Annotated in this window: 12 protein-coding genes; 4 read left to right on the top strand and 8 right to left on the bottom strand. The window is 62.8% G+C overall.

What is annotated here, in order from left to right; all coding sequences use genetic code 11:
* Window positions 1-185 precede the first annotated feature (185 nt).
* The 4 genes from HNQ70_RS06485 to HNQ70_RS06470 all read right to left on the bottom strand — a co-directional run bounded on the left by HNQ70_RS06485 (window position 186) and on the right by HNQ70_RS06470 (window position 3,229).
* Window positions 186-368 (bottom strand): hypothetical protein, encoded by a 183-nt coding sequence (locus HNQ70_RS06485; RefSeq protein WP_183965424.1) that lies wholly within the window; start codon window positions 366-368, stop codon window positions 186-188.
* A 269-nt stretch (window positions 369-637) separates the two neighbouring features.
* On the bottom strand, window positions 638-1,210 hold the full coding sequence (locus HNQ70_RS06480) for a hypothetical protein (RefSeq protein ID WP_183965422.1): 573 nt from the start codon (window positions 1,208-1,210) through the stop codon (window positions 638-640).
* Window positions 1,211-1,656: 446 nt separating this feature from the next.
* Entirely contained in the window at window positions 1,657-2,571 is a 915-nt protein-coding gene (locus HNQ70_RS06475) for a restriction endonuclease (RefSeq protein WP_183965420.1), read from the bottom strand.
* A 79-nt stretch (window positions 2,572-2,650) separates the two neighbouring features.
* The gene (locus tag HNQ70_RS06470) at window positions 2,651-3,229 is read right to left on the bottom strand and encodes a hypothetical protein (RefSeq protein WP_183965418.1); all 579 of its coding nucleotides are present in this window, start codon (window positions 3,227-3,229) and stop codon (window positions 2,651-2,653) included.
* 23 nt (window positions 3,230-3,252) lie between these two features.
* On the opposite strand from HNQ70_RS06470, the gene HNQ70_RS20610 reads away from it, so the two are divergent.
* Both HNQ70_RS20610 and HNQ70_RS06460 read left to right on the top strand, forming a co-directional pair.
* Window positions 3,253-3,636, top strand: a complete 384-nt coding sequence (locus HNQ70_RS20610) for an addiction module protein (protein WP_425504336.1) — start codon at window positions 3,253-3,255, stop codon at window positions 3,634-3,636.
* Window positions 3,633-3,929, top strand: a complete 297-nt coding sequence (locus HNQ70_RS06460; RefSeq protein ID WP_183965414.1) for a type II toxin-antitoxin system RelE/ParE family toxin — start codon at window positions 3,633-3,635, stop codon at window positions 3,927-3,929. The genes HNQ70_RS20610 and HNQ70_RS06460 overlap by 4 nt, the downstream gene beginning before the upstream one ends.
* A 113-nt stretch (window positions 3,930-4,042) precedes the next feature.
* Here the strand turns inward: HNQ70_RS06460 and HNQ70_RS20360 are convergent, their stop codons facing one another.
* The 4 genes from HNQ70_RS20360 to HNQ70_RS06440 form a co-directional block, all read right to left on the bottom strand.
* Window positions 4,043-4,276, bottom strand: coding sequence for an excalibur calcium-binding domain-containing protein (locus HNQ70_RS20360; RefSeq protein WP_221302695.1), 234 nt, complete (start codon window positions 4,274-4,276; stop codon window positions 4,043-4,045).
* A 181-nt stretch (window positions 4,277-4,457) separates the two neighbouring features.
* Complete coding sequence (locus HNQ70_RS06450) at window positions 4,458-5,078, bottom strand: hypothetical protein (RefSeq protein ID WP_183965410.1); 621 nt, start codon at window positions 5,076-5,078, stop codon at window positions 4,458-4,460.
* Window positions 5,079-5,179: 101 nt separating this feature from the next.
* Window positions 5,180-6,001, bottom strand: coding sequence for an NYN domain-containing protein (locus tag HNQ70_RS06445; RefSeq protein ID WP_183965408.1), 822 nt, complete (start codon window positions 5,999-6,001; stop codon window positions 5,180-5,182).
* 7 nt (window positions 6,002-6,008) lie between these two features.
* A complete protein-coding gene (locus HNQ70_RS06440; protein ID WP_183965406.1) occupies window positions 6,009-6,659 on the bottom strand; it encodes a hypothetical protein in 651 nt (216 codons plus the stop codon).
* A 277-nt stretch (window positions 6,660-6,936) separates the two neighbouring features.
* Here HNQ70_RS06440 and HNQ70_RS06435 point away from each other — a divergent pair, with 277 nt between their 5' ends.
* Together HNQ70_RS06435 and HNQ70_RS06430 are read left to right on the top strand one after the other, a co-directional pair.
* Window positions 6,937-7,953 carry an integron integrase gene (locus HNQ70_RS06435; RefSeq protein WP_183965404.1) on the top strand — a complete coding sequence of 339 codons (1,017 nt, stop codon included), beginning with the start codon at window positions 6,937-6,939 and terminating at the stop codon, window positions 7,951-7,953.
* 9 nt (window positions 7,954-7,962) lie between these two features.
* On the top strand, window positions 7,963-11,367 hold the full coding sequence (locus tag HNQ70_RS06430) for an error-prone DNA polymerase (RefSeq protein ID WP_183965402.1): 3,405 nt from the start codon (window positions 7,963-7,965) through the stop codon (window positions 11,365-11,367).
* Window positions 11,368-11,370 lie beyond the last annotated feature (3 nt).

Raw genomic sequence — 11,370 nt, 5'->3', positions numbered from 1 at the left:
GTTCAGTCCAAGGTCAGCTTGCTTCATGGCTCACATCGTCGCTCGCAACACGGGTCCCGGACAAGCTGATCGCGGGTCGATTTTGCAGACCTTCCCTAGGAAAGAAGACTTGCATTGAAGGCTCTGCGGAATGCGCGCAGCGCAAAGGGTTAGGACTGACTCCGGGAACGCTTGTCCGGTGAAGCTCAATTTGACAAGGGGCAATTCTGGTTGCCGGAAACGACCACTGTTTGCCCATCGCCATACTTGCAAAAAACCTTATCCGCGTCGACACCTGTGCCGCGCCATTGCTGAACGAGAGGCGATGAAAGAGTGGCGGCAGACCACAAAAGAAGCAAAGCGGTGAAAGCTAGTTGTGCATTCTTCATTTGTTACTTTCCAATCTAGTGGCTATAAAAAGCGATATGCGCCGACGGCGCATATCGTTTCGTAGGTGGGTGGAGTGTGCCAGATTGCAACCAGAAATACGTTCCAGTCGTGGGATAAACGTACTAGGTACTTTCGCTGTGTCACGACGGGGTGTTGTGATGCCTAACGTTGGAGTTGAGCGGCGCGCAACTGCATGGCGCCGCGTGGCCTATGATCACCTTCGGGCCTCGCGGCGCCATGCAGTTGCGTATCCGTCCCGAACGACCTGTTAGCCTGCATGCGCGCCTCCCTGGGTCACCGACCCTTTCCGGGTGAGGCGGAGAACTCCCGTTCGCGTACTCAACTCCATTTGCATGGACGTGCCGACGATCCGCTTGATATCTCGCACGGGAATCACGAACTTTTGAATCGGCGCCCGAACAGCCTTCGTGAGCCGCTGCAAGAAGCTCGGAGAGTCGAATACCTCGATCGTCAGCACCGCAGCATCAGATCCATGGAGTTCGTCCACTGCGAATGCGAAAATATCCAGATGGTTGCCGCGGTATCCCTCCAACAAGTCCGGGAGATACTTCGGAACCTCATCGCCCGAGAGATCAAACGTTAGCAGGTGTCCGACCTCGGCCATCCGCTGCCTAAGTCGCGCGATGAACTTCTGCTCCCACTCAGGGACTTTCGCTGCATGGGCTCTTGTCCCGACGGTGGACATTGAGACCGCCATCTTAAAACTGATGCGCTCGAAGGTATCTAGGTCCGGCAGGAGCTTTTCAACTAGGTCCGCGAAGTTGTTCTGGAAAACGGCGAGAACATGGCCGCCATCTCGAATGGCGATCATGTGCCACATGCTGTGAATTCGTCGATCGCTCATTCTGCAGGCTAACGTCTATGGTGAGCGGCCGGCCCGCTCGAAGAAACGTGCGCGGCGGTATCTCCGGCCGGTCCGCTCCACCTATGTGTTAGAGGCGCCCCGGATCCAGGCCCGCTCCGTTCATCGCAGGTGATCCGCCGGACCCAGCCCCGCGCCGGCCAACCGCGCGCTGGCGGCCCTCCCGATTCGCACCCGAATTGACAGAGACTGCGGCGCTTCGCGGCGGCGGAAATGCCCCGCGCGACTTTTACCCTGCTCGGCTGTGAATCGCTACGGCGCAACTTCATCGCTCCGACTTTCGGGTGAGCCAATTCGTGAATTGCCTCTAACGCCAGAGTTCAGCGGCGTTTGAGGAGACGACCGTTTTGCGGCAGCAAAATGGGCGGCGGGTCAAACGTCCGCTGCAACGAATTGTTATACGACTACTCCTCGAAGTAGTCGGAATCCAGCCGTTTGACCTCATACGTTGCAACCTTAGTAACTCCGACCCCGGCATCAATCATCAACCCCGCAAGTTGCTCACCATCGATTAGGACGATGCGCGAATCAATGAAAGAAGCGTACTCAATTGCTTCAGAGCTGAAGTTGGAGGTGGTCAGGAAAATTCCCTTTTTGGCCCTCTGGCCTTGAAGTGCGCCGGCGAACTTCTGAATTTCTGGCCGCCCAACCGTGCCATCCCAACGTTTCGCCTGGAGGTAAATGACATCCAGACCAAGCCGGTCTTCTTTTATTACCCCATCGATACCACCATCACCAGACTTGCCGAGAGTCTGACCGGCATCCTTCCTCGAACCGCCATAGCCCATCGACACGAGGAGTTCGACGACAAGTCGCTCGAAGAATGCGGGGGATGCTGATTTGATTTTGGAAATGAGCTCTTCTTCGAGCTCTTCACGAACCTGCTGGTACCCGAACTCGATGTGCTCAGACGGTGTGAGGCTGTCGGTTTCGACGGAAGTCGCGGTAGCCGATGACGCATCCGACTTCTCTGACTTGGAACCTGACTGAAACTCCTTGTACTCGTCGAATTGCCGCAGATACGCCATGTTTATCGGCTGGTCTTGCGCCAACGCGTCAAGGCCACGTTGTTTAATGCGATATTTGGCGCGGCTTGGGGCCTCAATGAGGCCAGCGCCTTTCAGGTGACTTTTGGCCCATCCAATTCGGTTATCGAATAATCTGGCGTATCCACTCGGCAGCATTTCGGCCAATTCATCCTCGGTCAATTCGAAGTGCTGGGCGAGATATTCATTGGTTTCGCGATTCCGTCGAATCTCGCCATCGGCAAGATGTTCCAGCAACGGCCGCATGATAGATTGAAAGTCAGGAATCGCCACTTATGTTTCCTTAGTCGTCTAACGCCTGACATGAGAGGCGGCGCCCGGCTTGCCGGGTGACGTCCTCTCGATGAACGAGTTAGGCGTTATTTTGCTGAGCCAGCGCAAAAGCCTCCTCAGGGTTGAAGCCTTCCATGATGAGCTCGACTACTTGATCACGACTTTCGCGGATCGATGGCGGCAGACTCGCCTTATGCAGCTGATAGTGAGCAGCCATGAGTTCAAGCGCCTTCGCCTCCTTGACGGGCTTGCGCGGTGCGATCACGGTTTCGGTGTGCTTCACGAAGCCATCGAAGTCAGTCGTCACGGCGCTCCAGTCGAACGAGAAGACTTCTTCTCGTGCAGCCTTTGGATCAAAGCTGCGGGTGAACCCAATTCCACATTCACCCGAGCCCTTATTGATAATTAAAGAAGTCAGGTCCGGAAGCTCGCGCTCAGTTGTAAACATGCGAACCACGTCCAGGCGGCGGCCTGTGGAGACAGCGATGGCCTTCTGTACTACGGGGCGATCCGGGTACTCCTTTCGTGCCCGCTCCACAAGCTCGCCATACGTAAGGCAATGCTTGTGCTTTGCGAGATCGATTAACAGAGGGTAGTAGGCAGACGCCAGTTGCACATCGACCAACGTGACATTGGTGTACTGGACTTGATTCGGCATTGGCATAGCAGACTCTCGATTGAATGGCGTCTAACGTCAGCGCTCAGCGGCGCTTGACGCGGCCGTGCGACCGCGCCAGCGGGCGTGCGGACGGGTCAAGCGTCCGTTGGAGCAACTGGTTAGACGCTGCTTGCGCCTCGGGAGGGCTCGCCGGCGATGGCCGCCCGGCGTACACTGCCGCTATGAATGCGTGGGTAGACCACATCCTGACAGAAGCTCTGGAACTGCCGGCGGACGAACGCTCCGCCTTGGTGGTGGCGCTACTCGACACCCTGGAAGGCAGTACGGACGCCTCGATCTCGGCTGCGTGGCGCGACGAGATTCGGCAGCGCAGGCAGGCCCTGAAGAGCGGGGCTTTGAAGCCAGTCCCCTGGGCTGAGGCCCGTGGACGCTTAAGCGCCCTGTGAGTCGATTCACGATCGGCGTTCTGCCACAGGCAGAGGCCGAGATCCGCGAGGCTTTTGTCTGGTACGCCGAGCGTAGTGCGATCGCGGCCGACGCCTTCCGAACCGAAGTGCTCAGCGCGATAGACAAACTTGCTGACTCGGCCGACATGTTGCCGGCCGACGAAGAGAACTTGCGGCGCTACGTACTTCGCCATTTCCCCTTCACCGTGCACTACGAACTGAACGGCCTGGATGTGATCGTGCTGGCGGTGGCACACCAGCGGCGCCGACCTGGTTATTGGCATGATCGCTGACAGGCTCACCGCTCGGTCGCCTTTCGTCTAACGCTTGAGTTCAGTGGCCGCGTTCAGCGGTCCGCTGCAACGACGAGTTAGAGCGGAGACGCGAGCCACGCGGGGGTGGAGTATCACCCGCACCACTGCTGCTCGCATGGGACACCGTCGCGGTTACCGTCCATCTTCGTTCCCGGGCAATTCTTGAGGAAGTACGTTGCCTCTGCGCAAGACGTCATTTGTGAACAGTACGTTCGACCATCGCAACTGAACCGCACTGCGCTCGCAGGGCTCGACTGCGAAAAACGATGAGAAATCGCGACAGCAGCCTCGGCGCCATCGACGGCCTCCTCATCCGCGTCAACCATGGATTGGTTCTTCGCATATCCGTGCCAGGCGAAGTAGCCGATTACGGCGATGATTATGAGTCGCTTCATTTTGTTCGCTAATCGAGAGAGCTCTAACGTCAACGCTCAGCGGCGCTTGACGCGCCCGTGCGACCGCGGCGGCGGGCGCGCGGACGGGTCAAGCGTCCGTTGGAGCAATAGGTTAGGCGCCAACTCTACGCCTGGGAACAAGGGTGCGCGCATCCGGCACAGCTGCGACAAACTCCGCAAAGAATGCCTCCATATCTGAGACCGCAGAGCGCGCCGTGTCAGGTACTCGCGAGTGAGGACGCGGGGTGCCAGCGGCAATATCGGAAATCTCGCGAGCCTTCGGATGCACTAGTGCATTTCGGCTCTGTGCAACTCGGTTCAATGCCAAAATCAATGGATCGTCTCCCGCAATAATCAAATTATCGCAGACGAGCAGCAGAGTTTTCGCCTTAGGCACCAGCGCTAGGCGCTCGAAGTTCTCGTTGAAGATTGCCTCGGTAAGCCGAAGAACGCCATACCAATTGAGGAAGCCCTCAGCCGCCATGGATGCATAAACCCGAACCGAGTCAGACAGGCGATCGCGCTCATCGACCATGGCATGCAGGTCTGGAAATTTTTCGGCCGCATCACGGACAGGCTCGTCGCGTGGAACCGGCCAAGCATCGAGAACCTCCCGGCATTTTGTCTCCAACGCGGGCAGCAGTTGTATTGCATATCTAAAGTAGCGCCCATGGTTGGACTCAAACCCTAGCGGTTCGTCGTGCGCTCTAAGTTTGAAGACTCCGCGTTCCATCAATTTCAGTGCCTAACGTCGGCGCTCAGCGGCGTTTGATGCGGCCGGGCGCCCGCGGAAGCGGGCACGCGGACGGATCAAGCGTCCGTTGGAGCAATAGGTTAGGTACGCTTTCTAGCCCGAACATAGAGAACCCTGTTGTTTCCATTCGGCGCCTCTCTCTCCTCGACCTCAAAGAGATCGCTCCGTCCGCGGACAAGATCAGAAAGCTTCTTAAACCCATACATGCGGGAATCAAAATCCGGCTGCACCTTCTGAAGGTAGCTCCCAAAGGTCCCCAAGTGAGACCAACCAGCATCGTCCACTGATCGATCGAGAGCTTCCATCAGGAACTTCTCGGGGAACGGTGGCCGAGCGAGTTCCAGTCCTTGTACTTCTACCTTCTGCTCCGAAAGCGCGGCCGGCTGATTGCCGGGAGAAACGACAGCGGGTTCAGGAGAAGGCGCGTGTTCGCGCAGCACCTCGGTAAAGATGAACTTGTGGCACGCATTGCGGAATGCCTCTGGCGTCTTCTGCTCGCCGAAACCGTAGACAAGCACACCTTCCTCCCGAAGCCGAACAGCTAGGCCGGTGAAATCGCTATCGCTTGTCACGAGGCAGAAGCCATCAAATCTTCGCGTATAGAGCAAGTCCATAGCGTCGATGATCATGGTGCTGTCGGTGGCATTCTTGCCGGTCGTGTACGCGAACTGCTGTACCGGCTTGATAGAGTGCCTGTTCAGAAATTTCTTCCACGAGGCACTGGCTGCCGACGTGAAGTCGCCATATATCCGCCGGACAGCCGCTTCTCCGAAGCGAGCGACTTCCTCCAGCAACCCTTCGATCACGGCCGGCTGAGCGTTGTCGGCATCGATTAGTACGGCAAGGCGCTTGCTGCGCTCATCGATTGCGCTATCGGAGGAGATTAATTGAACTGGATCCATGAATTGCCTAACGTTTGACTTCAACTGGGCCGTCAGGCGGCAACTGCAAGGACTTGTTAGCTTTCAAGGCGAGCCCCTGTTCGGCAAGGACCGCCTGCCAGACTGCCTTCATTGGGCGGCGATCTTTTCTGAAGCTTCGATGTTGAACCGCGAGGGCAAATGCGAAAGGAAGTAACGCTATGGCGTGGGGCCAAGCAAGCGAGTTCGTGAGCGAGAGGCAAAAAAGAAAGAGGGAGGATGCGGCCGCAAATAGTGACCAGAACACCAGCGCGACCGGGTCCTGTGATTCTCCTTTCATCAGCTCGCGAAAGCGAAACGATCTGACACCCCACTCAGCTCCACCCCATCTTTCCTCGAAGAATACATTGAGGTAGTAGCCCATTCGATAGATATCGCTGCGATGGGCAGCGAGCATGGCAAGCCCAAACACAAGCACAGGCATGACTGCAAGAAATAAATAGCAGTGATAGACCTCAAGCTTGCTTGGAACAGCTATGGATAGCTGAAAGGCATATGCAGCCACGGCCGCAAGGATGGTTGTCGAGCCAGTTACGCTTACATTGAGCAATTGGTTCATGGCCTCTTCTCGCTGGCGCATGTGCTGATGCAACTGGTTGAACTCTTCGATTGCGAGCCGCTCTGAGATCGAGGGTTCCATATACGGTTTCCAGGGGGGCTAACTTGTATTTCGCTGGTCAAGTCTAGCGGCTAACTCGGCGCCCCGGATCTAACCGCTGACGAGCGGCGTGCCGAATGCGGCGCCCTGGGCCGGTTCGCGGCGCCTACCGCCAGCTAACGCCGGCCGCACCCAGCCATCCAACTCGGCTGCCGCTTCGGACGGCCCAGGCCACCGTCCTCCCCCCGGCCCGCCCCACGGTCGTCCTAATCCATGCGCCCGACTTGCCGAGCGGTGCCCGGATTCGGATACTGTTGTTATGTACAGTATTCAAGAACCCGCTCCGCACGCCCTCCCGGCCCCGGGCGCCCCGCGCCTGCTGGACCGGGTGCGCGAACGCATCCGGTACCTGCACTACAGCCTGCGTACCGAGGAGGCCTACGTTCACTGGATCCGTGCCTATGTGCGCTTTCATGACCGTCGCCATCCGCGAACGCTCGGCGGCCCTGATGTGGGGCGCTTCCTGAACGCCCTCGTCAATGAGCGGAAGGTCTCTGCGTCCACCCACAAGCAGGCCCTGTGCGCCCTGCTCTTCCTCTACCGCGAGGTGCTCGGCGAGGACCTGCCTTGGATGACGCAGATCGAGCGGCCCGCGATCCGCAAACGGATCCCGTCCGTGCTAACGGTGGACGAGGTACGTCGTGCGCTCGACCTCATGCAGGGCGAGCCGGCCCTGATCTGCCGCCTGCTGTACGGCACCGGCATGAGGCTGATGGAGGCGATGCGCCTGCGCGTCAAGGACGTGGATTTCGCACGCCGGGTGATCGTGGTGCGCGACGGCAAGGGCGGGAAGGATCGCGTCACCATGCTTCCGCAGTCGCTGCTGGCGGAGATGCGCCAGCAATGCGCGCGCTCCCGCGCGTTCTGGGAGCAGGACCGCGCCCTGAACCGTCCCGGTGTGGAGATGCCCAACGCGCTCGCCCGCAAGTACCCGAACGGCGGCAGCTCCTGGAGTTGGCACTGGGTGTTCGCCGCCGATCATTGCTCGCGTGACCCGCGCAGCGGCGTCATCCGCCGGCACCACATGCACGAGCAGGCCGTCCAGCGTCAACTGAAGCGCGCCCTGCTGGCGGCGGGGGTCGATCGCATCGCCTCGGTGCACACGCTGCGCCACTCCTTCGCCACGCACCTGCTGCAAGGCGGCACCGACATCCGCACGGTTCAGGAGCTGCTCGGCCACGCCGACGTGAGCACCACGATGATCTACACGCACGTGCTTCGCATCGCGGCGGGTACGGTGGCGAGCCCGCTCGACCGCATGCCCGCTGCTGCCTGAGCCCCCGCCATGCTCTCCCCCTACGCCGAACTCCACTGCGTGAGCAACTTCACCTTCCTGCGCGGCGCGTCGCACGCGGAGGAACTGGTGGAGCGCGCCAAGTCACTCGGTTACGCCGCGCTGGCCATCACCGACGAGTGCTCGCTCGCCGGCATCGTACGTGCCCACCTGGCGGCGCGCGAGGCCGGCCTGCCGCTGATCGTGGGCTCGGAGTTCTCGCTGCACGAGGTTTTTCCTGCCACCGGCCCGGTGGCAACGAGTGACGGAACCGCGCCCGCAAAGCGGGGCGCCCGTGCCGGCGCTGCACCGACCGCCGACGCCTCACCGGCTTCCCCTGCCCGCCTGGTGCTGCTGGCCCGCAACCGCAACGGCTACGGCAACCTCTCCGAGCTGATCACCACGGCCCGCATGCGCGCCGACAAGGGCAGCTACCGCCTGCCGCGCGAAGACCTCGAGCCTGGCATCGACGACTGCCTGGCCCTGCTGGTGCCCTCGCCCGCCGTGGCCGCCACCCACGGCGGCGTAGCGGCCCGTGCGGCGCTTCTCGCGCAGGCGCGCTTCCTGCGCGAGCGTTTCGAGGGCCGTTGCTGGATCGCGGTGGAGCTGCTGGCGCGCGGGCACGACATGCCGCTGCTCGAGCACCTGCGCGAGGTCTCGCGCGCCACCGGGCTGCCGCTGGTGGCCGCGGGCGACGTTCACTTCCACCTGCGCTCGCGCAAGCGCCTGCAGGACACCCTCACCGCCATCCGGCTGCGCACGCCGGTGCGCGAGCTCGGCTACGCGATGCAGCCCAACGCGGAGCAGCACCTGCGCAGCCGGCTGCGGCTGGGCCAGCTCTATCCGGCCGATCTCCTGGAGGAGACGCTCGAGGTGGCCGCGCACTGCGGCTTCTCTCTGGACGAGCTGCGCTACGAGTATCCGGAGGAAATCGTCCCCGCAGGCGAGACGCCCGCCTCCTGGCTGCGCAAGCTCACCTATGACGGCGTGGCCGTGCGCTATCCGGGCGGGATGCCCGGCAGGGTGCGCGAGCAGATCGAGCACGAGCTGGCCCTGATCTCCGAGCTGCGCTACGAGCCCTACTTCCTCACGGTGGCCGACATCGTGGCCTTCGCGCGCGGCCAGGGCATCCTGTGCCAGGGCCGGGGCTCGGCGGCCAACTCGGCGGTCTGCTACTGCCTGGGCATCACCGAGGTGGACCCTTCCCGGATGAGCGTGCTCTTCGAGCGTTTCATCAGCCGCGAGCGCAACGAGCCGCCGGACATCGACGTCGACTTCGAGCACCAGCGGCGCGAGGAGGTGATGCAGTACCTCTATCGCAAGTACGGCCGGCACCGTGCGGCGCTCACCGCCAACGTCATCACCTACCGGCCGCGCTCGGCGCTGCGCGACGTGGGACGGGCGCTCGGGATCGATTCCCAGCGGCTCGACCAGGTGTCCAAGACCCAGCAGTGGTGGGATGGCCGGCAGGTGCTCGCGGAGCGCCTGGCCGAGTCCGGCTTCGATCCCGAGTCCCCGGTGGTGCGGCAGTGGGTGGGGCTCACCAATACGCTGCTGAGTTTCCCGCGCCACCTGTCGCAGCACAGCGGCGGCTTCGTCATCGCGCGCGACAAGCTCACGCGGCTGGTGCCGGTGGAGAACGCAGCCATGGCCGGGCGCAGCGTCATCGAGTGGGACAAGGACGACCTGGACGCGCTGGGGCTGCTGAAGGTGGACGTGCTGGCGCTGGGCATGCTGAGCGCCATCCGCCGCACGCTGGAGTTCGTGACCGAACGGCGCACCGGTGCCCACCACGGCATCGATGCACACGGCGTGGCGCACCCCTTCCGGATGCAGGACATCCCGGCCGAGGATCCCGCCACCTACGAGATGATCTGCCGCGCCGACACCGTGGGCGTGTTCCAGATCGAGTCGCGCGCGCAGATGAGCATGCTGCCGCGCCTCAAACCCCGCACCTTCTACGACCTGGTGGTGGAGGTGGCCATCGTCCGCCCCGGCCCCATCCAGGGCGGCATGGTCCATCCCTACCTGCGCCGCCGCCAGGGGCTGGAGCCGGTGGACTATCCGCGCGACGAGATCCGCCCGGCGCTGGAGCGCACGCTGGGCGTGCCGATCTTCCAGGAGCAGGTGATGCAGATCGCGATGCTCGCTGCCGGTTTCTCCGCCGGCGAGGCCGATGCGCTGCGCCGTGCGATGGCCGCGTGGCGGCGCAAGGGCGGACTGGAGAAGTTCGAGCAGCGGCTGATCGACGGCATGCTCGCGCGCGGCTACACGCAGGAGTTCGCGCAGGCCATCTTCCGGCAGATCCAGGGCTTCGGCGAGTACGGCTTCCCGGAGTCGCACGCGGCCAGCTTCGCGCTGCTGGTCTACGTGAGCAGCTGGCTCAAGCGGCACGAGCCCGCGGCCTTCCTGGCCGCGATGCTCAACAGCCAGCCGATGGGCTTCTACGCGCCCGCGCAGCTGGTGCGCGATGCGCGCGCGCACGGAGTGGAGGTGCGCGGGGTGGACGTCCTGGCCAGCGGGCTGGAGTGTTCTCTGGAGGAGGAGGCGCCGCCGAAGGCGCCGTCGTCCGCCCCGGTGACGCCAGGGGCTGCCTTCTTCCAGAACGCCATCGACCCCCGCGCCCAGCCCGCGGTGCGCCTGGGCCTGAACATGGTGCGCGGCCTGGCGTCGGACGCCGCGCAGCGGCTGGTGGAGGCGCGCGAGGCCCGGGCGGCCCGACCCGGCGCGCGCAGCGACGTCGGTGCGCAGGCCTTCGCCTGCGACACCGGCGCGCAGTCGTTCGCTTTCGACAGCGTGGAGGACCTGGCCCGCGCGGCGCGCCTGGAGCGCCATCACCTGCAGGCGCTGGCCCAGGCCGGCGCGCTGGCGCCGCTGGCCGGGCACCGGGCCGCGGCGCACTGGGAGGCTGCGGCCATCGCGCCGATGCCGGCGCTGCTGCACGAGGCCGGCTTCGACGAGGCGCCGGTGGTGCTTGCGCCGCCCACCGAGGGCGAGGAGATCGTGGCCGACTATGCGTCGGTGGGCATCCCGATGGGACGGCATCCGCTGGCGCTGCTGCGACCGATGCTCGGGCGCTTCCGTGTGCAGCCGGCGGCGGTGCTGCGCGACTACCCGAATGGCCGGCTGGCGCGCGCCAGCGGGCTGGTCACGCACCGGCAACGGCCGGAGACCGCCAAGGGCACGCTCTTCGTGACGCTGGAGGACGAGACCGGCACGGTCAACGTGATCGTCTGGCCCGATCTCTTCGAGCGCTACCGCAAGGAAGTGCTGGCCGCGCGGCTGATGACGGTCTACGGGGTGTGGCAGCGCGACGAGGAAACCGGCGGCGAGGTGATGCACCTGCTCGCGCGCCGGGTGGTGGACCACACCGCGCTGCTGGGGCGGCTGACGCTGCGCAGCCGCGACTTCCGCTGAGGA

It is taken from the genome of Quisquiliibacterium transsilvanicum (assembly GCF_014202215.1).
GTDB classification, from domain to species: domain Bacteria; phylum Pseudomonadota; class Gammaproteobacteria; order Burkholderiales; family Burkholderiaceae_E; genus Quisquiliibacterium; species Quisquiliibacterium transsilvanicum.
The sequence above is the reverse complement of the archived record's forward strand: the minus strand, read 5'-3'. Positions and strand labels throughout refer to the sequence as shown.

Coding starts and splice junctions, on each gene's coding strand:
- HNQ70_RS06445 (WP_183965408.1), bottom strand. CDS start 6,001: ATGGATCCAGTTCAATTAATCTCCTCCGATAGCGCAATCGATGAGCGC.
- HNQ70_RS06430 (WP_183965402.1), top strand. CDS start 7,963: ATGCTCTCCCCCTACGCCGAACTCCACTGCGTGAGCAACTTCACCTTC.
- HNQ70_RS06440 (WP_183965406.1), bottom strand. CDS start 6,659: ATGGAACCCTCGATCTCAGAGCGGCTCGCAATCGAAGAGTTCAACCAG.
- HNQ70_RS06450 (WP_183965410.1), bottom strand. CDS start 5,078: ATGGAACGCGGAGTCTTCAAACTTAGAGCGCACGACGAACCGCTAGGG.
- HNQ70_RS06485 (WP_183965424.1), bottom strand. CDS start 368: ATGAAGAATGCACAACTAGCTTTCACCGCTTTGCTTCTTTTGTGGTCT.
- HNQ70_RS20360 (WP_221302695.1), bottom strand. CDS start 4,276: ATGGTTGACGCGGATGAGGAGGCCGTCGATGGCGCCGAGGCTGCTGTC.
- HNQ70_RS06480 (WP_183965422.1), bottom strand. CDS start 1,210: ATGTGGCACATGATCGCCATTCGAGATGGCGGCCATGTTCTCGCCGTT.
- HNQ70_RS20610 (WP_425504336.1), top strand. CDS start 3,253: ATGGCGTCTAACGTCAGCGCTCAGCGGCGCTTGACGCGGCCGTGCGAC.
- HNQ70_RS06435 (WP_183965404.1), top strand. CDS start 6,937: ATGTACAGTATTCAAGAACCCGCTCCGCACGCCCTCCCGGCCCCGGGC.
- HNQ70_RS06470 (WP_183965418.1), bottom strand. CDS start 3,229: ATGCCGAATCAAGTCCAGTACACCAATGTCACGTTGGTCGATGTGCAA.